At 71.9% G+C, this 23801-nt stretch carries 23 protein-coding genes; 12 read left to right on the forward strand and 11 right to left on the reverse strand.

Annotated elements, in window-relative coordinates; all coding sequences use genetic code 11:
- Positions 1-42 precede the first annotated feature (42 nt).
- From OG470_RS25315 to OG470_RS25335, 5 genes are all read right to left on the reverse strand, one after another.
- Entirely contained in the window at positions 43-615 is a 573-nt protein-coding gene (locus tag OG470_RS25315; protein WP_328416087.1) for a GNAT family N-acetyltransferase, read from the reverse strand.
- The gene (locus OG470_RS25320) at positions 605-2668 is read right to left on the reverse strand and encodes a penicillin acylase family protein (RefSeq protein ID WP_328416089.1); all 2064 of its coding nucleotides are present in this window, start codon (positions 2666-2668) and stop codon (positions 605-607) included. The genes OG470_RS25315 and OG470_RS25320 overlap by 11 nt, the downstream gene beginning before the upstream one ends.
- Positions 2669-2723: 55 nt before the next feature.
- Complete coding sequence (locus OG470_RS25325; RefSeq protein ID WP_328416091.1) at positions 2724-3548, reverse strand: ABC transporter ATP-binding protein; 825 nt, start codon at positions 3546-3548, stop codon at positions 2724-2726.
- Positions 3549-3577: 29 nt separating this feature from the next.
- Positions 3578-4606: a FecCD family ABC transporter permease gene (locus OG470_RS25330; protein ID WP_328416093.1), complete on the reverse strand. Its 1029-nt coding sequence runs from the start codon at positions 4604-4606 to the stop codon at positions 3578-3580.
- Between the two features lie 76 nt (positions 4607-4682).
- Entirely contained in the window at positions 4683-5723 is a 1041-nt protein-coding gene (locus tag OG470_RS25335; RefSeq protein WP_328416095.1) for a FecCD family ABC transporter permease, read from the reverse strand.
- 157 nt (positions 5724-5880) lie between these two features.
- Here OG470_RS25335 and OG470_RS25340 point away from each other — a divergent pair, with 157 nt between their 5' ends.
- From OG470_RS25340 to OG470_RS25380, 9 genes are all read left to right on the forward strand, one after another.
- On the forward strand, positions 5881-6912 hold the full coding sequence (locus OG470_RS25340; protein WP_328416097.1) for an ABC transporter substrate-binding protein: 1032 nt from the start codon (positions 5881-5883) through the stop codon (positions 6910-6912).
- A 4-nt stretch (positions 6913-6916) separates the two neighbouring features.
- Positions 6917-7774, forward strand: a complete 858-nt coding sequence (locus tag OG470_RS25345; protein WP_328416099.1) for a siderophore-interacting protein — start codon at positions 6917-6919, stop codon at positions 7772-7774.
- A 97-nt stretch (positions 7775-7871) separates the two neighbouring features.
- Positions 7872-9422 carry a pyridoxal phosphate-dependent decarboxylase family protein gene (locus OG470_RS25350; RefSeq protein ID WP_442930972.1) on the forward strand — a complete coding sequence of 517 codons (1551 nt, stop codon included), beginning with the start codon at positions 7872-7874 and terminating at the stop codon, positions 9420-9422.
- 35 nt (positions 9423-9457) lie between these two features.
- Entirely contained in the window at positions 9458-10747 is a 1290-nt protein-coding gene (locus OG470_RS25355) for a lysine N(6)-hydroxylase/L-ornithine N(5)-oxygenase family protein (RefSeq protein ID WP_328426594.1), read from the forward strand.
- Positions 10744-11337, forward strand: a complete 594-nt coding sequence (locus OG470_RS25360; protein ID WP_328416101.1) for a GNAT family N-acetyltransferase — start codon at positions 10744-10746, stop codon at positions 11335-11337. Before OG470_RS25355 ends, OG470_RS25360 begins: the two co-directional genes overlap by 4 nt.
- The gene (locus OG470_RS25365; protein WP_328416103.1) at positions 11334-13181 is read left to right on the forward strand and encodes an IucA/IucC family protein; all 1848 of its coding nucleotides are present in this window, start codon (positions 11334-11336) and stop codon (positions 13179-13181) included. The genes OG470_RS25360 and OG470_RS25365 overlap by 4 nt, the downstream gene beginning before the upstream one ends.
- 173 nt (positions 13182-13354) lie before the next feature.
- Entirely contained in the window at positions 13355-13858 is a 504-nt protein-coding gene (locus OG470_RS25370; RefSeq protein WP_328416105.1) for an anthrone oxygenase family protein, read from the forward strand.
- 105 nt (positions 13859-13963) lie between these two features.
- Positions 13964-15061 (forward strand): LLM class flavin-dependent oxidoreductase, encoded by a 1098-nt coding sequence (locus OG470_RS25375; protein WP_328416106.1) that lies wholly within the window; start codon positions 13964-13966, stop codon positions 15059-15061.
- Complete coding sequence (locus tag OG470_RS25380) at positions 15058-15672, forward strand: FMN reductase (protein WP_328416107.1); 615 nt, start codon at positions 15058-15060, stop codon at positions 15670-15672. Before OG470_RS25375 ends, OG470_RS25380 begins: the two co-directional genes overlap by 4 nt.
- Positions 15673-15681: 9 nt before the next feature.
- Here OG470_RS25380 and OG470_RS25385 read toward each other — a convergent pair whose 3' ends face one another.
- Positions 15682-16146 carry a MarR family winged helix-turn-helix transcriptional regulator gene (locus tag OG470_RS25385; RefSeq protein ID WP_328416108.1) on the reverse strand — a complete coding sequence of 155 codons (465 nt, stop codon included), beginning with the start codon at positions 16144-16146 and terminating at the stop codon, positions 15682-15684.
- 137 nt (positions 16147-16283) lie between these two features.
- Between OG470_RS25385 and OG470_RS25390 the strand changes: the two genes are divergently transcribed.
- The 3 genes from OG470_RS25390 to OG470_RS25400 all read left to right on the forward strand — a co-directional run bounded on the left by OG470_RS25390 (position 16284) and on the right by OG470_RS25400 (position 17783).
- On the forward strand, positions 16284-16844 hold the full coding sequence (locus tag OG470_RS25390) for an NADPH-dependent FMN reductase (protein ID WP_328416110.1): 561 nt from the start codon (positions 16284-16286) through the stop codon (positions 16842-16844).
- Between the two features lie 136 nt (positions 16845-16980).
- Positions 16981-17304, forward strand: coding sequence for an ArsR/SmtB family transcription factor (locus OG470_RS25395; RefSeq protein ID WP_328416112.1), 324 nt, complete (start codon positions 16981-16983; stop codon positions 17302-17304).
- On the forward strand, positions 17301-17783 hold the full coding sequence (locus OG470_RS25400) for an SRPBCC family protein (protein ID WP_328416114.1): 483 nt from the start codon (positions 17301-17303) through the stop codon (positions 17781-17783). The genes OG470_RS25395 and OG470_RS25400 overlap by 4 nt, the downstream gene beginning before the upstream one ends.
- A gap of 3 nt (positions 17784-17786) precedes the next feature.
- Here the strand turns inward: OG470_RS25400 and OG470_RS25405 are convergent, their stop codons facing one another.
- From OG470_RS25405 to OG470_RS25425, 5 genes are all read right to left on the reverse strand, one after another.
- Complete coding sequence (locus OG470_RS25405; RefSeq protein ID WP_328416115.1) at positions 17787-18704, reverse strand: RNA polymerase sigma-70 factor; 918 nt, start codon at positions 18702-18704, stop codon at positions 17787-17789.
- Complete coding sequence (locus tag OG470_RS25410) at positions 18701-19906, reverse strand: NAD(P)/FAD-dependent oxidoreductase (RefSeq protein WP_328416117.1); 1206 nt, start codon at positions 19904-19906, stop codon at positions 18701-18703. The genes OG470_RS25405 and OG470_RS25410 overlap by 4 nt, the downstream gene beginning before the upstream one ends.
- A gap of 99 nt (positions 19907-20005) precedes the next feature.
- Positions 20006-21127 (reverse strand): hypothetical protein, encoded by a 1122-nt coding sequence (locus tag OG470_RS25415; RefSeq protein ID WP_328416119.1) that lies wholly within the window; start codon positions 21125-21127, stop codon positions 20006-20008.
- 21 nt (positions 21128-21148) lie between these two features.
- On the reverse strand, positions 21149-23137 hold the full coding sequence (locus tag OG470_RS25420) for a zinc ribbon domain-containing protein (RefSeq protein WP_328416120.1): 1989 nt from the start codon (positions 23135-23137) through the stop codon (positions 21149-21151).
- Positions 23137-23745, reverse strand: a complete 609-nt coding sequence (locus tag OG470_RS25425) for an IS607 family transposase (RefSeq protein ID WP_328416122.1) — start codon at positions 23743-23745, stop codon at positions 23137-23139. Before OG470_RS25425 ends, OG470_RS25420 begins: the two co-directional genes overlap by 1 nt.
- Between the last annotated feature and the right edge of the window lie 56 nt (positions 23746-23801).

Below are 23801 nucleotides of genomic sequence, written 5' to 3' on the forward strand. Positions count from 1 at the left end.
TACCCCGGCCGGCGGTCAGCCGGTTGTCGAGAAGGGGACGGCTCAGCCGGTGACCGCTGCCCGGTCCAGGAAGAACAGTCGCGCGCGCTTCTCCGGCAGGTCGATCAGCGGGCCGGGCTGGAACCCGGTGCGCAGCAGCCGGTCGAGGATCTTGTCGTTGCGGGCGTCCGGCTCCATCACGATTCGCAGTCGGGCCGGATCGGCGAGGACGAAGTCCAGGATCGCGCCGAGCAGCGCGCCGGTGAAGCCGCGCTCGACCGTCACCGGTGGCCCGATCAGCAGGTGCATGCCGACGTCGCCGGGGCGCACGTCGTAGCACTCGCCGACCGGGTCGGCCTCGGGCTGGTAGGTCTGCACCAGCGCCGCCGGCACGCCGTCGCGGTGCACGAGGTACGCGTGGTGGGTGGCCAGCGAGTCCAGGTACGCGTAGATCTCGTGCACCCGGTCGCGGCTCGCCTCGCGCATGCCCCAGAACCGGGCCCGTTCCTCGGTGACCCAGCCGTGCAGCAGGTCGACGTCCTCGTCCGGCCGCACCGGCCGGATGGTCACCACCCCGAACCCGGTGACGTCCCGCCGGTAGTGGTGCTGGTCGGCCCTCGTCGCGTCAGTACTCATCTCGCTCCTCGGTGAGCTGGTCCCAGTCGGTGGTCACCGGTAGCAGGTCGCCGGCCAACCACGCGGCGTTCTGGTCGCCGTGGTGCGGGTCGCCGGGCACCCCGCAGGCGCCCAGCGGGACCACCCAGCGACTGTCCTCCCGCCGCGCCAGGTCCCAGACGAAGCGCGCCGCCGGCCCGCGTGCGCACCAGTGGGTGACCCCGGGCACGCTGGAGGTGGCCAGCACGCAGTCGTGGTCGCCGTCCAGCCGGGGACCGGGCCCGGCGTCCGGATCGGGCAGCGCCCGCCACGGTGCCAGCCGGTGCAGGTCTCCCCAGCGCGTCTGTCCGTTCGCCGCACCGGTCGGGCCGGCGACCTCCTCGGCCGCCGCGCCCACCAGCGCCGCCACGTCCAAGCCGGGTAACCGGGCGGTGCCCAGCAGGTGCTCCAGCGCGTAGCCGACCCGCGGCGTCAGCGCCAACCAGGGTGCGAACACCTCCGGGTACGCCGGCGGCTCGGCCAGCGCGGCCACCGCCGGGTGGGCGGCCAGCCGGCGGACCACGGCCGCCCGCAGGGTGGCGAAGTCCGCGGCGTCGGTGCTGTCGGCGGCCATCCGTCGGTCCCAGCGCAGCAGCCGGTCCCGCAGCGCGGCGGCGGCCGGGCCGAGCGCGGTCACCTCGGCCAGTACGGCCAGCAGCGCGCTGGCCGAGCCGAGGTACGTGTCGGTGTGCACGGCGGCCAGCCGCTCGGGCGTCCAGCCGTCACCGGCGTCGAGCAACTCGGCGATCCGGCGCGCCCGGTGTGGCGGGGCGAACTGGACCCCGAGCGGCGCCGCCAGCCCTCGCTCGTTGGCCATCACCGCGCGGTCGACCACCTCGGCGCGGGGCAGCGGCGCGTACCAGCCGCGCCAGGCGTGCTCGGCCCGCCAGGCCGGAACCACCCGCCGGCCGTTCTCCGGATGCCGCACCGGCACCGCGCCGGCGACCCGGTGCAGCAGCCCGCCGGCGGTGTCCGCCGCCTGCACCACGTTGACCGGCTCCACCCAGTGCCGCAGCGCCCGGTCCACATCAGCCACAGTCCGGGCGCGCAGCAGCTCCGGCAGCGCCGCGAAGCCGAGCTCGGCGCGGACCCGGGGCGGGTAGCGAAGGCTGATCGCGGTCGGCTCGTCCGGCCCGCCGGCGATCACCGGCCCCCGGTCGGTCTCCACCACCTCGACCTCGACCGGGTCCGCCCCGGCCACCTCGATCATCTCGACGTGGGCGTGCGCGGGTCGCCAACCGTCCGGGCCGAGCGCCCGCACCTCGTTGCCGTGCCGGCTTAGCTGCTCGGCGTACAGGTCCTGGTAGTCGGCCATGGCGTTGGTGATGGCCCAGGCCGCCGCGCCGGTGTGCGCGAAGTGGGCGATGCCCGGCACGCCCGGCATCGCCAGCCCGACCACGTCGTACTCCGGGCAGGCCAGCCGGATCTGCTGGTAGACGCCGGGATCCTCGATGAACCGGTGCGGGTCGCCGGCGAGCAGTGCGGCGCCGGTGCCGGTCCGCCCGGGGGCGAGCAGCCACCCGTTGCTGCCGGCGACGGCCGGCCCGTCGGTGGCGAACAGGTCGACCGCGGCCGGGCCGAGCCGGTGCGCCACGTGCTCGCGCCAGAGCTTGGAGGGGAACCCGGCGAACAGGATGTGGTGGCCCAGCCAGACCGCCAGCGGGGTCCACGGCTGCCACCGGCCGGGAGTCAGCCCGGCGGCGGCGAACTCGGGCGCTCGGGCCGCCCCGGCGGCAAGACCGGCGTTCACCCCGGCCACGTACGCGGCCACCCAGGCGGCGGTGGCCGGGTCGAGCGCGGCGTGGCAGCGGCGGGCGGTGTCGTCGAGCCGGACCTGCCGGGCGAAGCGGTCCCAGCCGAGCGCGTCGACGCCGAGGAAGGCGGCGCTGGTGCCCTGGGCCCGGTGTCGCTCCACCTCAATCTGCCAGGCCCGGTCGTACGCGGTCACCCGGCCCTGCGCCGTCGCCAGGGCGAGCGGGTCGTCGGCCCGCAGGTGCGGCACGCCCCACCGGTCGCGGAAGCGTCCGGCGGTCACGCCGCCGCCATCCGGTACGGGCGGGTCGTCGCGCCGGTCACCCGGCGCGCGCGGGTCACGCCGGCTCCGGGGCGGGCGCGGTGGCCCGGCGCCGGGCGGCGGGGATGACCAGCGGGGTGCCGGTCTCGGGGTCGTCGATCACCCGGCAGGGCAGCCCGAAAACCTCGGCCACCAGGTCGGCGGTGACCACCGACGCCGGCTCCCCGGCGGCCACCACCCGCCCGTCGCGCATGGCGATCAGGTGGGTGGCGTAGCGGGCCGCGTGATTGAGGTCGTGCAGCACCGCGACCAGCGTGCGTCCCTGCTCCTCGTGTAGCCGGGCGCAGAGGTCCAGGATCTCGATCTGGTGGGCGATGTCGAGGTACGTGGTCGGCTCGTCGAGCAGCAGCAGCGGGGTCTGCTGGGCCAGCGCCATGGCGATCCAGACCCGCTGCCGCTGGCCGCCGGAGAGCTCGTCCACCGGCCGGTCGGCGAGGTCGTCGACCCCGGTGGCGGCCATCGACTCCTCGACCACCCGCTCGTCCTCGCGCGACCACTGCCGCAGCAACCCCTGGTGGGGGTAGCGGCCTCGGGCGACCAGCTCGGCGACGCTGATCCCGTCGGGCGCGATCGACGACTGCGGCAGCAGGCCGAGGGTGCGGGCCACCTTCCGGGCGGGCAGGTCGTGGATGTCCCGGCCGTCCAGCAGGACCGTTCCGACGGTCGGGCGCAGCATCCGGGACAGCGCCCGCAGCAGGGTCGACTTGCCGCAGGCGTTCGGGCCGATGATCACGGTGAACGACTGGTCGGGCACCGCCACGGTCAGGTCTTCGGCGATCGTGCGCCGGTCGTAGGCGAGGGTCAGCGCGGTGCCGCCGAGCCGGGAACTGCCGGGGTGCATGGGTGCTCCTTCGAAGGCGTCGCGGGTGTTCACAGCCGACCCGCCCGGCGTTCCATGGCCAGCAGCCAGACCAGGTAGCCGCCGCCGATCACTCCGGTCACCACACCGACCGGAAGCTGGTGCCCGGCGAACGCGCGCTGAGCCAGCAGGTCGGCGCCGACCAACAGCGCCGCGCCGACCGCCATCGACGGCAGCAGGTTCGGGCCGGGCGCCCGGGTCAGCCGCTTCGTCACGTGCGGCGCGACGAGCGCCACGAAGGACACCGGTCCTGCGGCGGCCGCCGCGAACGAGACGAGGAGCACCGCCGCGGCCAGCAGGATCAGGCGTAGCTGGCGTACCGGCACACCGAGGGCGCTGGCCGTGTCGTCGCCCAGCTCCATCATCCGCAGCGCCGGGCCGCAGCCGACGAGCACCAGCGGTCCCAGCACGGCGGTGACGACGAGCAGTGGCCCGGCGTTGGCCCAGCCCCGCCCGTCCAGGCTGCCAGTCAGCCAGAGCACCGCGCGGGCGGCGTCCATCAGCGGTGCCCGGGTCAGCAGGTAGCCGTTGACGCCGGTGAGAATCGCGGCGACGCCGATGCCGACCAGGATCAGCCGGTAGCCGTGCACCCCGCGCCGCCAGGCGAGGGCGTAGATCAACAGGCCGGTGGCGAGCCCGCCGGCCACCGCCGCGCCGGCCAGCGCCAGGCTGCCGCCGCCGAGGACGACCACCACCAGCGCGCCGGTCGACGCGCCCTGGGTGAAGCCGAGCACGTCCGGGCTGCCGAGCGGGTTGCGCACCAGCGACTGGAACACGGTGCCGGCCAGCGCCAGCGCCGCGCCGACCAGCAGCGCGGTGACCAGCCGGGGCAGCCGCAGCTCGTTCACGATGAAATGCTCCGCCGGGGTGCCGCCGCCGGTGAGCGTACGCAGCACGTCGGCCGGGCCCATCGGGTAGTCGCCGCTGCCCATGGCCACCAGGCCCAGCCCGGCGGCGAGTAGCGCGGCGCCGGCGCCAACGGCCAGCGCGCGGGGGCGGAACCGCAGCGAAAGCCCGCCAGGGGTACGGATGACGGTCACGCCACAGCTCCGCTTCGCTCCGCGGTGGCGCGACGCGCCACGGTGCTGAGCCTGCTAGTTCGCTCGCTGTGCTCGCTCACGGGTGGGCCACCCGCCCGCGGGCGACCAGCCAGAGGAAGAGCGGGCCGCCCAGCACGGCGGTCACCATGCCGACCTGGAGTTCACCCGGTCGGCCCAGCACCCGGCCCAGCACGTCGGCGCCGAGCAGCAGCACCGGGGAGAGCACCGCGCAGTACGGCAGCAGCCAGCGCAGGTCGGGGCCGGTCAGGGCCCGGACCAGGTGCGGCACCAGCAGCCCGACGAAGACGATCGGGCCGCAGGCGGCGGTCGCCGCTCCGCAGAGCAGGGTGACCGCGACGATCACGGCGGCCCGGATCAGCGCGGGTCGGGCACCCAGGGCCCGTGCCGCGTCGTCGCCGAGCGCGAGGGCGTTCAGCGGGCGGGCGGCGCCGAGCGCGACCAGCAGGCCGACCAGGATGAACGGCAGCACCCGGGTCACGGTCGCGGAGTCCGCGCTGGCCAGTGAGCCGACCGTCCAGAACCGCAGCCGCTCCAACGAGGCGGTGTCCAGCAGCATCACCGCGCTCACGTACGAGTAGAGGGTGGCGTTCAGCGCCGCGCCGGCCAGTGCGAGGCGGGCCGGGGTGGCGCCGCGTCCGCCACCCACGGCGTAGACCAGCGCGGTGACCACGGCCGCGCCGAGCAGCGCGAACCAGACGTACCCGCCGATGGCGGTGACGCCCAGGAAGGCGGCGGCGGTGGCGACGGCGGCGGACGCGCCGGCGTTGATGCCGAGCAGCCCGGGGTCGGCCAGCGGGTTGCGGGTGAGGGCCTGCATCACCGCGCCGGCGACTCCGAGCGCCGCGCCGGCGAGCAGCCCGAGCAGGGTGCGCGGTAGGCGCATCCGGTGCACCACGGCGTACTCGGCAGCGTCGTGGTGCAGCAACCCGGACCAGACGTCGCCGAGCGGCATGGCCTTCGCGCCGACGGCGATGCTGAGCAGGAGGACCACGCCGAGCAGCGCCACGGCGCCGACCAGGCCGGCGGCGCGGGCCGCCTGGCGACCGCGCCGCGCCGGCGGTGGTGCGGGGGGTGGTGCCGCCGACCCATCCGGCACGGATCGTGCCGAGCGGATGACGGAGGGTGTGGCGTCCAGTGTGGGCTCCGGGGGTGTGGCGACACGGCGTACCGCTGTTGACAAAGGCCGAGGTTAGGCTAACCTAACCCCGCTGTCCTGGTCGACCCCGGCCATCCCCTGATCGAAAGACGACACCATGCCCGATGCTCTGTCCGCCCGTCGCCTCTCTCGCCGTGGGCTGCTGGCCGCCGGTGGCGCCGCCACGCTGGCCGCCCTGCTCGCCGGCTGCGGCAAGGACGACGACGCAAAGCCCGCTGCCAGCAACGGAAGTGGTCCCTGGTCGTTCACCGACGACCGCAACCAGAAGATCGACGCAGCGGCCCGCCCGGCCCGCGTGGTCGCCTTCACCGGCGTGGCGGCGGCCCTGGTCGACTTCGGTCTCAACAAGCAGATCGTCGGCGTGTTCGGCGAGACCAAGCGCGCCGACGGCACGGCCGACCCGCAGGCCGGTGACCTGAACGTCGAGTCGGTGGAGATCCTCGGCAACGTGTGGGGCGAGTTCAGCCTGGAGAAGTACGCGGCGCTGCGCCCCGAGCTGCTGGTCACCCACATGTACGACCCGGACGCCCTCTGGTACGTGCCGGACGAGAGCAAGGCCAAGATCCTGCCGCTGGCGCCCAGCGTGGCGATCACCACCGCCCGGGTGCCGATGACCAAGCCGATCGAGCGGTACGCCGCCCTGGCCGAGTCGCTCGGCGCCGACCTGACGGCCAAGAAGGTCACCGACGCGAAGGCCCGCTTCGACGCCGCCTCCGAGGCGGTCCGCCAGGCGGTCAAGGCCAACCCGGGTATCAAGGTGATGGCCTGCTCCGGCAGCCCCGACCTGTTCTACGTCTCCAACCCCAAGGTGAGCACCGACCTGATGTACTTCGCCGAGCTGGGCGTGGACATCGTGATCCCCACCAAGCTCGAAGCCGGCGACTACTTCGAGGCGCTCAGCTGGGAGAACACCGCCAAGTTCCCGGCCGACCTGATCCTGCTGGACAACCGCAGCACCGCCCTGCAGCCCAAGGACCTCGCGGCCAAGCCCACCTGGCAGCAGCTGCCGGCAGTCAAGACCAACCAGGTGACCCCGTGGGACGCGGTGCCCCGCTTCTCGTACGCCGGGTCCGCGCCACTGCTGGAGAACCTCGCCACCGCCATCCGGAACGCGAAGAAGGTCAGCTGACGCCATGAGTACGAGCACCGTCGAGCCCGTCGCCCTCCAGTACCGCTTCTTCGCCGCGCACGTCGTCCGGGCCCGCCGGGTCGGGGCTTCACTGGTACGGGTCACACTCGGCGGTGCGGAGCTGGCCGGGTTCGCCGGCGGCGGCCGGGACCAGAGCGTCTCGCTGTTCCTGCCGCACCCCGGACAGGACGCCCCGGTGGTGCCGATCGAGCTGAGCGACGACTGGTTCGGCGCCTGGCGGGCACTTCCGCCGGACATCCGCGCGGTGATGCGCTCGTACACCATCCGGGAGCACCGCCCGGCCGCCGCCGAGGTGGACATCGATTTCGTCAGCCACGGTGACACCGGCCCCGCCTCGCGCTGGGCCGGTCAGGCCGGGCTCGGTGACCGGTTACTGCTGCTCGGCCCGGCCGTGCGGGACAACCGCAGCGTCTGCTTCCGCCCGCCGGACGACACCGACGTCGTCCTGCTGGCCGCCGACGAGACCGCGCTGCCGGCCGCCGCCGGCATCCTTGCCTGGCTGCCCGCCGGCACCCGGGTCCGCGCCTGGATCGAGGTGCCGGCCGCCGCCGACATCGGAGAGCTGCCCACCGCGGCGGACGCCGAGATCAGGTGGATCGTGCGGGGCAGCACCCCACCCGGCAGCGACCTGCTGGTCACCGCGATCCGCAGCGCCCGGCTGCCCGCCGACACCCCGTACGCCTGGATCGCCGGTGAATCCGGCGCGGTGCGGGCACTGCGCCGGCACCTGGTCGGCGAGCGGGGCATCGACCGCCGACGGGTGACCTTCGCCGGCTACTGGCGACGCGGGGCATCCGAGGAAGACCTGCGCGCCGAGGCGCTCGTCGGCGCCACCGCCTGAGCGGCGACCCATCTGAAGGCAGCACGGCCCCCGGCGTGCACGAACGCGCCGGGGGAGGGTTCCGGCTGCCCATCGTCGAGAACGTGGAGGACATCCCGTGACCGTGCCGACGTACCCCGTCAAGACCACCGCACCGCCACCGGCACCGGCTGCCGCTCCGGCCGCCGCGCGAGCCCAGCTGCTCCACGACGGATCGGTCGAGCAGTACCGGCGGACACTCGCCGCCGGCGTCGACCGGGTCGCCCGCCGGGTGGCCACCGTGGACCAGCCCGGCACCGGGATCACCCCAGCCGAGCTGGCCCCCCTGGTCAACCGCGTCGACCTGGACCGGCCGCTCGGCGACGCCACCGCCGCGCTGGACGAGCTGGAGGACGTCTACCTGCACGACGCCGTCTGGTTCCACCACCCCCGCTACCTCGCCCACCTCAACTGCCCGGTGGCCATCCCGGCGCTGCTCGGCGAGGCGGTGCTCACCGCGGTCAACTCCTCGCTGGACACCTGGGACCAGAGCGCCGGGGCCACCCTCATCGAGCGGCGGTTGATCGACTGGACCGCCAACCGGATCGGCCTCGGCCCGAACGCCGACGGCGTGTTCACCAGCGGGGGCAGCCAGTCCAACCTGCACGCGCTGCTGCTGGCCCGCGAGGAGGCGTGCGCCGCCGCGACCAGCCCGGCGGACCGCGCCGAACTGCTGCCCCGGCTGCGCGTCATCACCTCCGCGGCCGGCCACTTCAGCGTGCAGAAGTCGGCCAAGCTGCTCGGCCTCGCCCCGGACGCGGTGATCGCGGTGTCCACCGACCCGCAGCGGCGGATCCGGCCCGCCGCCGTCCGCGACGAGATCGCCCGGTGCCGGCAGGCCGGGCTGGTGGTGATGGCCGTCGTCGGCACCGCCGGCACCACCGACTTCGGCTCCATCGACCCGCTCGCCGAGCTGGCCGGGATCTGCGCGGCGGCCGGCGTCTGGCTGCACGTGGACGCCGCGTACGGCTGCGGGCTGCTGGTCTCGCCGACCCGCCGGCACCTGCTCGACGGCATCGAGCGGGCCGACTCGGTGACCGTCGACTACCACAAGTCGTTCTTCCAGCCGGTCAGCTCCAGCGCGCTGCTGGTCCGCGACCGGCAGGTGCTGCGGCACGCCACCTACCACGCCGACTACCTCAACCCGGCGCGCATGGTGGAGCAGCGGATCCCCAACCAGGTCGACAAGAGCCTGCAGACCACCCGCCGCTTCGACGCGCTGAAGCTCTGGCTGACCCTGCGGGTGATGGGCCCGGACGCGCTCGGCGCGCTCTTCGACGAGGTGGTCGACCGGGCCGCCGACGCCTGGGAGTTGGTCAGCGAGGACCCCCGCTTCGAGGTGGTCACCCGCTCGGCGCTCAGCACGGTGGTCTTCCGCTACCTGCCCACCGGCCAGGGCCGGGAGCTGGCCGACGCGGCCAACCTGCACGCCCGGGAGGCGCTGGCCGCCTCCGGTGCCGCGCTGGTCGCCAGCACCCGGGTGGACGGGCGGCACTTCCTGAAGTTCACCCTGCTCAACCCGGCCACCACGGTCGAGGACGTCGGGCACGTGCTCGAACTGATCGCGACCCACGCCGGCCGGTACGTGCACGACCGCGCCGCCGCTGACCTGACCTGCCACGTCGGCTGATGCCGGTGTCCCCGAACCCGCGGCTGGAGGGCCGGATGTCCACCCACGACTTCATCGCCATCGGGCTCGGCCCGTACAACCTGGGCCTGGCCTGCCTCACCGCGCCGATCGACGAACTGGACGGCGTGTTCCTGGAGGCCCGGCCGACCCTGGCCTGGCACCCCGGCATGCTGCTGGAATCGGCCCGGTTGCAGACGCCGTTCATCGCCGACCTGGTCAGCCTCGCCGGCCCGACCTCGCCGTACTCCTTCCTCAACTACCTCAAGGAGATCGGCCGGCTCTACCCGTTCTACATCCGGGAGAGCTTCTACCCCCTGCGCAGCGAGTACGACGCCTACTGCCGCTGGGCGGCGGCGAAGCTGCCGAACCTGCGTTTCGGTCAGTCGGTGACCACCGTGGAGTACGACGCGGCCGACGAGCACTACGTGGTGCGGGCCAGCACCGGCGCGGGGAAGACGCTCGAATACCGCGCCCCGCACCTGGTGCTCGGCACCGGCACACCGCCGTACCTGCCCGCAGCCGTCGCCGGGCTGCCTGGCGACGCGGTGCACAACTCGCGCTACCTGGAGCACCGGGACGACCTGCGGGCCAAGCGCAGCATCACCGTGGTGGGCAGCGGGCAGAGCGCCGCGGAGATCTACCACGACCTGCTCGGCGACATCGGCCGGTACGGCTACCAGCTCAACTGGGTCACCCGCTCGCCGCGCTTCTTCCCACTCGAGTACACCAAGCTCACCCTGGAGATGACCTCACCGGACTACGTGGACTACTTCCACGCGCTGCCCGAGGAGACCCGCTACCGGTTGGAGTCGGCGCAGAAGGGCCTGTTCAAGGGGATCAACGCCGACCTGATCAACGAGATCTTCGACCAGCTCTATGCGCTGAGCATCGACGGGCCGGTGAACACCCGGCTGCTCACCAACACCGAGCTGACCAGCGCCGGCTACCACGACGGGGCGTACACGCTGGGGTTGCGCCAGGTGGAGCAGGAGCGGGACTTCACCCTGCGGACCGAGGGCCTGGTGTTGGCCACCGGCTACCACTACCAGGTGCCGGAGTTCCTGACGCCGGTGCGCGACCGCATCCGCTGGGATTCCCACGGCCGGTTCGACGTGGCCCGCAACTACAGCATCGACCACACCGGTCGGGGCATCTTCCTGCAGAACGCGGGCACCCACACGCACAGCATCACCTCGCCCGACCTGGGCATGGGCCCGTACCGCAACTCCTGGATCATCCGGGAACTGCTCGGCCGGGAGCACTACCCGATCGAGAAGAGCATCACGTTCCAGGAGTTCGGCGCGCCCGCCGGGATGTCGTCGTGAGCGTCGTCTTCACCCGCGTCGACGACCAGCTCGGCGAGTTCGCGCTGCGGACCCTCGACCCGGACGCCGACGCCGCACTGCTGCACGCCTGGGTGACCCACCCGAAGGCCGCGTTCTGGCTGATGCAGGACGCGGACCCGGCGCGGGTGGCCGAGGAGTACCGGCGAATCGCTGACCACCCGCACCACGACGCGTACCTCGGCCTGTGGCGCGGGCAACCCGCCTTCCTCGCCGAACGCTACGACCCTGCCCACGTCGAGCTGGTCGGCCTGTACGACGCCCAGCCCGGCGACGTGGGCATGCACTTCCTCTGCGCGCCCACCGGCAGCCCGGCGCACGGCTTCACCCGGGCGGTGATCAGCACCGTGATGGCCTGGCTCTTCGCCGACCCGTCGACCCAACGGGTGCTGGTCGAGCCGGACGTGCGCAACACCGCCGTGCACGCGCTGAACGCCGCCGTCGGCTTCGAGGTCGTCGGCACCATCGCCAAGCCCGAGAAGGACGCGCTGCTCAGCGTCTGCACCCGGGCGCAGTTCCACGCCGCCATGCAGCGCGCCGCCGCCACCCGAGCCGAAGGAGCCCCGGCGTGACCGCCACCGCCGTCCCCACCCAGTCGTCCGCCGCCGTCCCGGCCGCCGCCGTTGACCCGGTCGGGCATCTCACCCCGCAGCGCTGGGCCCGGGCCAACCGGCTGCTGGTCCGCAAGGCTCTCTCCGAGTTCACCCACGAACGGCTGCTCACCCCGGAACCCGTGTCGGCCGCCGACGACGACCGGCAGTGGTACGAGATCCACAGCGACGACGGCACGGTCACCTACCGGTTCGCCGCCCGCGTGCTCGCCCTGGCGCACTGGCAGATCGACCCGGACAGCATCACCCGGCACCGCGACGGCACGTCTCTGCCGCCCGACGCGGTGGACCTGATCGTCGAGCTGCGTGACACCCTCGGGCTCTCCGCACGGGTGCTCCCGGTCTACCTGGAGGAGATCACCTCCACGCTGGCCGGCACCGCGTACAAACTGGCCCAGCCCGCACCGAGCGCCGCTGAGCTGGCCGGGGCGGACTTCCAGACCATCGAGACGTCGATGACCGAGGGCCACCCGTGCTTCGTGGCCAACAACGGCCGGCTCGGCTTCGGTGTCGACGAGTACCACCGGTACGCCCCGGAGGCCGCCGCGCCGGTCCGGCTCGAGTGGCTGGCCGCGCACCGGGACCACTCGACGTTCAGCAGCGCCGCCGATCTCGACTACGACGCGCTGATCGACGGTGAGCTGGACGCGGAGACCCGGGCACGGTTCGCGGCCACGATGGCCGACCTCGGCCTGGATCTCGCCGACTACCACCTGATCCCGGCGCACCCCTGGCAGTGGTGGAACAAGCTGGCGGTGACCTTCGCCGGTGAGCTGGCCGAGCGCCGGCTGGTGCACCTCGGCCCGGGGCCGGACAGCTACCTGGCCCAGCAGTCCATCCGCACCTTCTTCAACGTCACCGAGCCGAGCCGGCACTATGTCAAGACCGCGCTGTCGGTGCTGAACATGGGCTTCATGCGCGGGCTGTCGGCCGCGTACATGGCGGCCACCCCGGCGATCAACGACTGGCTGGCCGAGCTGATCGCCGGTGACGAGGTGCTGGCCGGCACCGGGCTGACCGTTATCCGGGAGCGGGCCGCGGTGGGCTACCGGCACCGCCAGTACGAGTCGGCCACCGACCGCACCTCCCCGTACCGCAAGATGTTGGCCGCCCTGTGGCGGGAGAGCCCGGTGCCCGGCCTGGCGCCGGGGCGGCGACTGTCCACGATGGCCGCGCTGCTGCACGTGGACGCCGACGGCGGCTCGCTGGCGGCGGCGCTGATCGCCCGGTCCGGCCTGGCGCCCGAGGTGTGGCTGCGCCGCTACCTGGACGCCTACCTGACCCCGCTGCTGCACAGCTTCTATGCCCACGACCTGGCCTTCATGCCGCACGGCGAGAACGTCATCCTGGTCCTCGACGAGCAGGACACCGTCGAGCGGGTGATCTTCAAGGACATCGCCGAGGAGATCGCGGTGATGAGCACCGAGGTCGAGCTGCCGGCGGCGGTGGAGCGGATCAGGGTCGAGGTGCCCGACGACACCAAGCTGCTGACCATCTTCACCGACGTGGTGGACTGCTTCCTGCGCCACCTCAACGCGGTGCTGGCCGAGGCCGGCGTGCTGGCCGAGGAGGACTTCTGGCGGACCGTCGCCGCCTGCGCCACCGACTATCTGGACCGGGTGCCGCACCTGGCCGAGCGCGCCCGCCGCTACGACCTGTTCGCTCCGGAGTTCACGTTGTCCTGCCTCAACCGGCTCCAACTTCGCGACAACCAGCAGATGATCGACCTGACCGACCCGTCGGCCGCCCTCCAGTTCGTCGGCACCCTGACCAACCCGCTGGCCCCCTACGGCCCGTCCCGCTGACCACGCGCTCCGGCCCGGTCGGCGACGCCGACCGGCCCGGCGCGAGACGCACGCGTATCCCCGCGACGCTGTCGCACATGGCCAGGGCGCTCGCCAACGGGTGCAATGGACGCATGACTGATACCGGGTGACCCCGCGGTCGGCCGCCGCCACCGGCGTCTGGGCGGTGTGAGATGGGCTTCCTGCGTACCGCGAGCCTGCTCGCCGCCACCCTGACCACCGGCCTGGCCGCCGGGCTGTTCGCCGCGTTCGCGTACGCGGTCATGCCGGGCCTGGGCCGCACCGACGACCGGACGCTGGTGCTCGCCATGCAGCGGATCAACGAGTCCATCCTCAACGGCTGGTTCGCCGTCTGCTTCGGCGGCGCGCTGCTGTTCACGCTGCTGGCGGCGGCGCTGCACCTGAGCGAAGGGCACCGCGCGGTGCTGCCGTGGATCGTCGCCGCCCTGCTGCTTTACCTGGTGGTGCTCGGCGTGACCGCCGTGGTCAACGTGCCGCTCAACAACGTGCTGGCCCAAGCTGGCGACGTCGACCGGGTCACCGACCTCGCCGCCCTGCGGGAGCGTTTCGAGGTGGCCTGGGTGCGCGGCAACGTGGTCCGGGCGGTCGCCTCGACCGGCGCGTTCGGGCTGCTCGCCTGGGCCCTGGTCGGGATCGGCCGGCAGGCAGGTACGTGACCGCCGCCACAAAACTCCTTGACCAGTCAAGGAATCTGTACCGCCCGCCCGAGGTTGCTGATGAGCGTCAGGCACGACCGGTGCGAGCGAGGCAGGCGAGTTCGGATGCAGTTCGGAATCTTCGGCGTGGGAGACGTGGCACGCGACCCCGTGAACGGGCGGATGCCGTCCGAGCACGAACGGATCAAGGCTGTGGTGGAGTACGCGAAGCTGGCCGAAGAGGTCGGGCTGGACGTCTTCGCCATCGGCGAGCACCACAACCCGCCATTCTTCCCGTCCTCGCCCACCACCCTGCTCGGTCACGTCGCGGCCCGGACCGAGAAGATCATTCTGTCCACCTCGACCACGCTGATCACCACCAACGACCCGGTGAAGATCGCCGAGGACTACGCGATGCTCCAGCACCTGGCCGATGGCCGGGTCGACCTGATGATGGGGCGCGGCAACACCGGCCCGGTCTACCCCTGGTTCGGGCAGGACATCCGTAACGGCATCCCGCTCGCGGTCGAGAACTACGACCTGCTGCGCCGGCTCTGGCGCGAGGAGGTGGTCGACTGGGAGGGGAGGTTCCGCACGCCCCTGCAGTCGTTCACGTCGACCCCGCGCCCGCTGGACGGCGTGCCGCCGTTCGTCTGGCACGGTTCGATCCGCAGCCCGGAGATCGCCGAGCAGGCCGCCTACTACGGCGACGGGTTCCTGCACAACAACCTGCTCTGGCCCAAGGCCCACGTCCAGCGGATGGTCGGGCTCTACCGCCGGCGGTTCGAGCACTACGGGCATGGCCCCGCGGACCAGGCGATCGTCGGCCTGGGCGCCCAGGTGTTCATGCGGAAGAACTCGCAGGACGCGAAGCGGGAGTTCCGCCCGTACTTCGACAACTCCGCGGCGTACGGGCACGGGCCGTCCCTGGAGGAGACGATGAAGCAGACGGCCCTTCTGGTCGGCAGCCCGCAGGAGGTGATCGACCGGACCCTGGCCTTCCGGGAGTACGCCGGCGGCGACTACCAGCGGCAGGTCTTCAACGTCGACGGGATCGGGGTCCCCCGCAGGACCGTGCTGGAGCAGATCGAGATGCTGGGCGAGGTCGTCCAGGTGCTGCGTAAGGAGTTCGCGGTGGGCCGTCCCGCCCACGTCCCGGACGCACCCACCCACGCCTCGCTGAAGGCCGCGGCGCTGGCCGGTGCCGTGGAGGAGGTCCGATGAAGCGCACCATCGCCGTCGTGTCGGCCGGCCTGCGACAGCCGTCGTCGACCCGGATGCTCGCCGACCGGTTGGCTGACGCGGTCCGCCGTGAGCTGGAGCGGCTCGGCGCCGAGGTCGACGTCGAGCTGATCGAGGTACGCGACCACGCGCACGACCTGGTCAACAACCTGCTGGCGGGGTACCCGTCGGAGGACCTTGAGCGGGTGCAGGACATCGTCCGGCGTGCCGACGCGCTGGTCGCGGTGACGCCGACGTTCTCCGCCTCGTACAACGGGATCTTCAAGATGTTCGTCGAGGTCCTCGACGACGCCGCCCTGGTCGACAAGCCGGTGCTGGTCGCCGCCACCGGCGGGACGGGGCGTCATTCGCTGGTGCTGGAGCACGCGTTGCGGCCGCTCTTCAGCTACCTGCACGCGGTCGTGGTGCCCACCGCGGTGTTCGCGGCACCGGAGGACTGGGGGGCCGGCGACGCGGCCCAGGGCTCGCTGGTCCAGCGGATCGACCGGGCGGCCGGCGAGCTGGCCCGCGAGGTGGACCGGCGTGACCCACCCGCTCCCGTCGACCCGTACGCCGACCCGGCGCCGTTCGAGCGGTTGCTCGGCGGCGGCTGAGCGCCTGGCTCAGTCGGCCGTCCCGACCCGCCGGAAGGCGCGGGCCAACTGGGCGAGGTCGAGGCCCTCGAAGTGGTCCAGGAACCGCCGCCGCACGGCGGCCAGGTGGCTCGGCCAGGACTCTTCCAGCCGGGCGAAGCCGGCGTCGGTGAGGACGGCGTTCCAGCCGCGGGCATCCTGCTCGCTGCGGACCCGCTCGACCAGGCCGTGCGTCTCCAGCCGAATGATGGTGCGGGTCATCCCGCTGAGCGAGAGCTGACACTCCGCGGCGAGTTCGTTCATCCGCATCTGCCGGCCCGGCGCCTCGGAGAGGACCCGCAGGGCGGTGTACTCGGTCAGCGGCAGCTGACGGTCGCCGGTCATGTCCGCGTCGATCGCCCGGGGCAGGACGAACATCAGCTGGCCCAGGGAACGGACCAGCGCCTCCTCGTCGGGGTTGAGGGGGAGCAGGGGTTCTGCCGAGCTGCCGGACATGCCCCAATCCTAGTTGCTTGACCGAGCAATTGCTCACCCTCGTTGTGACGGTAAGCATAGGACAGGTATTTGCTTGATCAAGCAAGAAGTAGCTAGCTTTCATCCGCCAGGCAAGGACCTTCTGGAAAGGCGCAACCATGACCAGGATCGGGATCATCCTCGGGAGCACCCGCCCGGGGCGTAACGGCGAAGCCGTCGCCCGCTGGGTGCTCGAGGTCGCCAAGCAGCGCTCCGACGCGGAGTTCGAGCTGATCGACCTGCTCGACTACAAGCTGCCGCACCTCGACGAGGCGTACCCGCCGTCGATGGGTCAGTACACCCAGCCGCACACGCTGCGGTGGGCCGAGACCATCGCGTCGTTTGACGGGTTCGTGATGGTCACCCCGGAGTACAACCACTCCACCTCGGGCGCCCTGAAGAACGCCATCGACTTCCTCTACGCCGAGTGGAACAACAAGGCCGTCGGCTTCGTCAGCTACGGCTCGGTCGGCGGCGCGCGGGCCGTCGAGCACCTGCGTCTGATCGCCGGTGAGCTCCAGATGGCGGACGTGCGCTCGCAGGTCGCGCTGTCGCTCTTCACCGACTTCGAGAACTTCAGCGTCTTCAAGCCCAACGAGCACCAGCGGGACGCGCTCGGCGTGACCCTCGACCAGGTCGTGGCCTGGAGCACCGCGCTCGCACCGCTGCGCCAGCGCTGACCACGTTTCGCACCGATCCGGAGCCGGCCGCGGGGATCCTTCCCGCGGCCGGCTCCGTGCGTTCATCCCGCGGCGGGGCAGGTCTTTCGGCCGGTGCTGGTTGACTCGGTGACCCGTAAGCCGTAGCTTACCGTTCGTGGATACTTACCGAGCTGGCGATGGTTGGGACGCCCTGGGCGACCCCACCAGGCGCGCCATCGTCGCGTGCTTGGCTGAGCGGCCGCAGGCCGTCGGCGAACTCGCCGAAGCGCTGCCGATCAGCCGGCCCGCGGTCTCCCAGCACCTGAAGGTGCTCAAGGACGCCGGGCTGGTCACCGACCGCGCAGCCGGCACCCGCCGGGTCTATCGACTCAACCCGGCGGGCGTCGCCGCCCTGCGCGACCAGCTCGACACGTTCTGGAACCGTGCCCTGGCCAGCTACCAGGAAGTGGTCGAACAACCCACCGAGGAGAAGTCATGACCCCAGCAACAGACACCGTGGTCCGCCGGCAGATCATTGTCGAGGCGCCGATCGAGCGAGCCTTCACCGTGTTCACCGAGCGGTTCGGCGACGTCAAACCGCCGGAGCACAACCTCCTCGGCGCGGCCATCGCCGAGACCGTGTTCGAACCGAAGGTCGGCGGTCACATCTACGACCGGGGCGTCGACGGCACCGAGTGCCGCTGGGCCCGTGTCCTCGCCTACGACCCACCGGACCGGGTCGTGTTCAGCTGGGACATCAGCCCGCAGTGGCAGGTCGAGACCGAGCCGGACAACACCAGCGAGGTCGAGGTCACGTTCGTCGCCGAGTCGCCGCAGCGCACCCGGGTGGAGCTGGAGCACCGTCACCTCGACCGGCACGGACCCGGCTGGCAGTCCGTCAGCGACGGCGTCGCCCACGACGAGGGATGGCCGCTGTACCTGACCCGGTACGCCGCCCTGTTCACCGAGAGCGACTGACGGTCAGGTCGTGATGTCGTGAGCGGTGCCCCCGGCGACGGCGTGGAGCTTGTCGGGGTTGGCGACGTTGTGGATGGCGGCGATGCGGCCGTCAGCGTCGATGTCGAAGGTGACGGTGGCGATCACCCGGCCCGCACCCCGGAACACCATGCCCGGGCCGCCGTTGATCTCGACCACCTCGGCCGTCATGTCGGCAGGCTCGATGCCCTGGTAGGTGACGGTGCCGATGGCCGCGAACCAGGCGGCGACCGTCCGCGCACCCACGATGGGACGCAGGGCCTGGCGGACCTTGCCACCGCCGTCGGTCCACAGCGTGACGTCCGGGGACAGCAACTCCATCAGGGTGTTGATGTCGCCACCGGTCGCGGCGGCGATGAAGCGCTCGGTGACCCCACGCTGCTGCGACCGGTCCGCCGTGAAGCGTGGCCGCCGGGCGCGCACGTGCTCGCGAGCACGATGCGCGGCCTGGCGCACCGCGGCCTCTGAGCGTTCCACCGCCACCGCGATCTCGGCATGGCTGAAGTCGAAGACCTCCTTCAGGACGAACACGGCCCGCTCCAGCGGGCTGAGCGTCTCCAACACCACCAGCATCGCCATCGACACCGACTCGGCATCCGTGACGGTGTCGGCGGTGTCGCCCTCGGTCAGGATCGGCTCGGGAAGCCACGGCCCTACGTAGGTCTCGCGCTGGTGCCGGCTGGAGCGCAACCGTTGTAGCGCGAGGTTCGACACGATCCGCGCCAGGTACGCCTTGGGGTCGGCCACCTGGGAGCGATCGGCCGCCGACCACTTGATCCAGGCGTCCTGGACCGCATCCTCGGCGTCCGCCGCGCTGCCGAGGATGCGGTACGCCACCGAGAACAGCAGGTTGCGGTGGTTGTGGAAGACCTGCTGGTCGGGATCCGGGTGCGGATGGGTCACCGCGCGCCCCGCAACCGGGTGAAGCGGCCACCGTGCGGCCAGAACGCGCCCGAGGAGGGCATCTTCTTCATTCGCCGATAGGTCGGCCAGGGGGAGGCGCTCACGGTCTCCTTGTACCAGGTCGCCGTACGGCCGGTCAGGAAGCCCCGACGAGGGCTGTCGTCGGGGTGGGTGAACTGCACCACCGCGTCGTGCCGTCCGAGGCTCACCGGCGTGTGGTAGTAGCCGAAGCGGAACGGCTTCGGCTGCCTGCCGTTGAGCGCACGGACGATCGACACCGCGGCGTGCACACCGGTCGGCATCCCGCTCTGGCAGGTGCCGTGCATGACGCCGTAGCCCTGCCGGATCGCGGCCGCATCGCCGACCGCGTACACGTCGGGGTGCGACACCGACCGCAGCGCGGCGTCGGTCACGACGCGGCCGCGACCGTCGACGGTCAAGCCCGCGGCGGCCGCCACCGGAGACACCCGCGTACCGCCAGTCCACAGCACGACGTCGGCGGCGATGGACTCCCCGCCCGCCAGCTCGACCGAGTCGGGCAGCACCTTCGTCACCGCCGTTCCGCTGCGCACCTGGACACCGAGCCGATCGAGCGCGGCCCGCAGGTATGCCCGGGCCTTCACGGTCATGCTGGCGCCGGGTTCCTGCCGGCCCGCCAGTACCACGTTCACCTTCGGGTACCGTTCGGCGATCTCCGCGGCCGACTCGACGCCGGTCAGCCCGCTGCCGGCGACCACCACCGTGCCGCTGGCGAGCCGCGCCAGCCGGTCGGCCAGCAACGCGGCGTCCTGGGCGCTGTTGAGGGTGTACGCGTGGTCGTCGACACCCGGCACCAGCGCCGTGTCGGCCACGCTGCCCAACCCGTACACCAGGGTGTCGTAGTGAAGCACCCGGCTGTCGTCGATCCGCACGGTCTTCGTGTGCACGTCCACCGCCGTCACCCAGCCGCGTACGAACCGCGCGCCCGTGCCCGCCAGGAGCGCCGGGATGTCCATCTCGCCGAGCTGCTGCCCGGTCGCCGTCATGTGCAGCCGCAACCGCTCGGTGAACCGCTCCTGCGCGTTCACCAGGGTCACCTGCACATCGGCGCGCCGCTTGGTGCGGGCCGCGAGCTGGATCGCCGCGGCCATGCCCGCGTAGCCCGCGCCCAGGATCAGGACGCGGTGCGTGCTCGCCGTGCCGGCTCCGTGTGGTGTGTTCATCGTCGTGCCCCTCCGCCGCTCGTGTTGACGACCACGAGATGCGGAGCGCCCGTCCGTCCGTGACATGGGAGCGGTGTGACGCCCGACACATGTCGATCGTCACCTGCGGAGGCGCTTCGAATGGTTCCTTGCCAGCCGCTCAACTCGCCATCGTCCATATTCGTGGACCAGAGCGAGATAGAGGGCAACGGGGGCGACCGGAGTCCAGGCCCGCGTCGGCCACCCGCCATGCAGCCGCTGCAGGACGGACCGGACAGTGAAGGGGGCGAACTCCCAGGACTCGATCTCCAGCCCACGGTCCTTGCCGCTTCGCTGCAGCCGGCGATCGAGTTGCTCTGAGCTGAGGTCGTGCGCGTACGCCACGAACACCGAATCCCATTGGTGACGCTCGGTGTCGATGGTGAAGCCGAGCAGAGCCAGGCGATACTCATGATCTTCGAGGGACAGTTCCTCACACAGCCCGCGCCGGGCGGCAGCGTGTATCCGAGGCGGAAGACCGCTCGGCGAGTCGAGCCTCGCGCTGAGCCCTTCGTCGGCCGAGACCCCCCAGTGCAGAGGGCGGGACCCGACATCCGGGCCCCTCTGGCAGATCAGAACATGGTTGTCGGTCGTGATGACCAGAACGCTGGTGCCGAGGCTCAGCGACATGAACACGGGCGCCCTGCGGTGGCCGACCGGGTCGATGTACCTGCTCCGCGGCGTCGTGCCGTCCCTGAATCGCCTGTCGAGGTGCTGACTGGCCAGAAAGCTGTAGTAATCCGTCCGTCGCAGGTGGAGGAAGATCTCCACCTCCTCGTCGCGAGCCGTCCGCTCCTCGACCAGTTTCTCGACCGCGAAACAATCACCGTTCCAGTGATGCGGTGACCCAGATGTCTTCCTGGCCTGCTCCTCAGCGGCGATCTCCGACCGCCACGCTGCCAACTCCGCAGGTAGTTCGATGGGCTCGTCACTGACGACGAGATGCACCAGCTCCTCTTTGATGGCCTCGGTGCCATCGCCCGCCACGATCATGAACGGCGACGTGGCGCCGCCAAACTCGAAGCCCGACGCGTTCGGCGTGCGTCGTCTCGACCGTAGAACTCTGCTCCTTCGGCGCACTCCCTGCAGGAGTTTCTTGAGCGGGTCCTCGAAGGCCACTGTCATCAGGAGGCCCAGCGCGGCCCCGATGAGAAGACCGCCGCCGCCCGTGGAGATCCAGGTCAGTGCTCCCTTGAGCGTCACGGTGCGAGCGTCTCTGGTTTCCTATGTGATCCTCAGCGAGGCGGACATCGCGCCGGTGCCGCCGTCCCGGTTGGTGATGGGGGTGGCGTGTACGTGGCGGTGGAAGCCGCGGGCGAGGGTTGCCCTGCGGACCCGGTGTGGGTGTCGCGGGGCGGTGGTGGTGGAAGCCGTGTGCGGCACCTGGCGGACCGGCCCTGGCGGGTTGGTCTCCTGGGGTGTCCGTCCCGCCGGACGCTTGCCGCCAGTTCCCGGTGGGGGTTCTGTCGGGGCGGGAACCTGCCGTCGCGAGGGCAGCAGGCGTGAGGTTTTGGCAGTTGCAGGTCGGGTCTGCTTCGGGGTGGGTGCTGTTTTGCGTCGGTTCCGCACCGGCCTGGTTGTCACGGCTGGGGTTGGTCGACGCGCCCGGCGCCGCGCGGGTGTGTCGGTGGCTGTGCGGATCGCGGCCTGGCCGCTACGGTCGCGGCGGGTTTTGGTCTGGTTGGCCAGGCCTCGGGCGGCGATGCGTTGCGCGGCGGCGTGGTCGCGGTCCAGTGACAGGCCACACGAGCAGGTGGCCCACCGGTACCCGGCCACGCACCGGTCCGGTGCCTTGACATGCGTGACCGCAGCGCCGCAGCGGGGACAGCCCGACGACGTACCACGCGCCGGCACAGTCACGACTGCGATACCGGCTTTCGCGGCGAGGTGGGCGACGGCGGTGAACACGGCTCCGCGTACCGCACCGGACAGTCGCCGGTTGAGGCTGCGTGACCGGCCACCCGCCTCGAGGGTGGCGAGGTTCTCGACGTAGACGACGGTGGCGCCGGCCGCGGTCGCGTGGTCGACGAGCCACCGCGCCGCCGACCAGGCAACCGCGTGGTTGAGGTGCCGGATCCGGGCGCACACCGCCGCATGTTCAGCCTCCAAGCAGGCAAGCTTGCCAGCCAGGGCCGAGTCGGCGGGGGCGTCGGCGGGCCGGCCGTCCCGCAGCCGAGTCAGGTGGTCGGCTTTGGTGCGCAGGCGTTCGCGGTGGCGGCGTAGTCGCACCAGTTTCGCCGACACGCCGGTCGCGTCGAACCGCAACGGACGCCCGTCCACGACGACGGAGCCGCCCTCGAGGTCGGCCACGGTGGCGGTCAGCAGGGTGTTCACCCCCCAGTCGACACCCAGCCCCCGCGTGTGCCCGTCTACCGGCGGCGGCGTGTGCGGGGCCCGCCACGGCAGGTCGACACGAACTCTGCCATCGCGGGGCCGCACCGTCGGAGTACACACCTTCACCCCGGCGGGCACGATCACCGGCAGCACCACGTCGAAGGCATGCCACACCCAGTCACGGTACGAGACCGGCCCCGCACATGTCGGAAGCTGCGAGCACACCCGCACCATGCGGTCGTCGACCCGGTCGACGACGACCTGTTGCCGGTCGGCCGCGGCCAGGCTCACCTGCCGCGCCACAACCGGCGGACCCTCCAACTCACACACGTCCGCGGGCAGCCGCCCATGCACGCCAAGGTATCCGGCGATCTGCCGGGTGCGGTTGCGGATCGTCGCGGTATCGCATCCTTCGGGTAGCGCCGCCCGCAACGCCGACCATTCGCCATCGGTCCGGGCGAATGGATCGGCCGGCCACGTCGCCAGCAGCGCGGCAACGACCACGCGACGGTGACATCCCAGACGCAGAGCCCGGGCGGCTTCCTCCTCGGCGATGCGACGAACCCGGTCCGACACCACCACACCCGCCGCCGCCACCGCACCCCAGCCGAGCCGGCGCAACGCCATCCACCCACTCGCCGGCAGACGCCGCCCATCAACGCCGACCCCAGCCGCAAGCACCGCAAGATCCGCATCCGACCAATGCGCGGCGATCACCTGATCGGCCATGCCCCGCACCAGGTCCGCCAGCCACCCCACCCGCTCGGCAAACACCCGCCCCGCCACCGGCACCCGCACACCCGGCGCGTCGGGCGCACCGCCGCACACCGCCCGGTACGCCGTGCACGTCGCGGTCGACGTCAGCCAGGAGCCAGCCACTACCCCACGCCCTCACCCGCGGCTGCCAGCAGCCGGCGCTTGGCCTCACGCGACCGAATCCCGTACATCCGGCCAGCGAACGTTGCCACCAGGGACATAAAGTCGTCTAACAGTTCCTCGATCCCACCGGCCGAACCCTTCGAATACAGCACCTCGACGCTCACCCCGTCACGGGCAAGCAGAGCGCTCAACCAGGCGGTGCCGAACCGGGCCAGCCGGTCGCTGTGGGTCACTCTCACCACCGTGAACTCGCCCGCCGCCGCTGCCTTCAACAGCCGCGTCAGACCCGGCCGGTTCTCCCGCAGCCCAGACGCCCTGTCCCTGAACATCGCCACCACCTCGCCGGCAGCCGTAGCCCTCAGCTCCGCCTCCTGGGCCACCAGCGACGACTCCTGACCCGTCGTACCCGACACCCGCACATACAACGCCTCACGCCGCGGCCGTTCCGCCTCACCACGACCCACGAACACGTCCAGCAACGCAGAGTCGAACCGACGTTCCCGACCCACCCACGTCACCGCCACACGTCCCTCATCCGCCCACCGACGCAAAGTCACAGGATGCACACCGATGTACTCCGCAGCCGAACCCAGACGCAGCAACGACATGACCGAGAAAGTAGTACATAGGATCGCTTAGCCAATCAACCAGCAGCGGCACACCC

Source organism: Micromonospora sp. NBC_00389 (assembly GCF_036059255.1).
In the GTDB taxonomy this organism is placed as follows: Bacteria; Actinomycetota; Actinomycetes; order Mycobacteriales; family Micromonosporaceae; genus Micromonospora.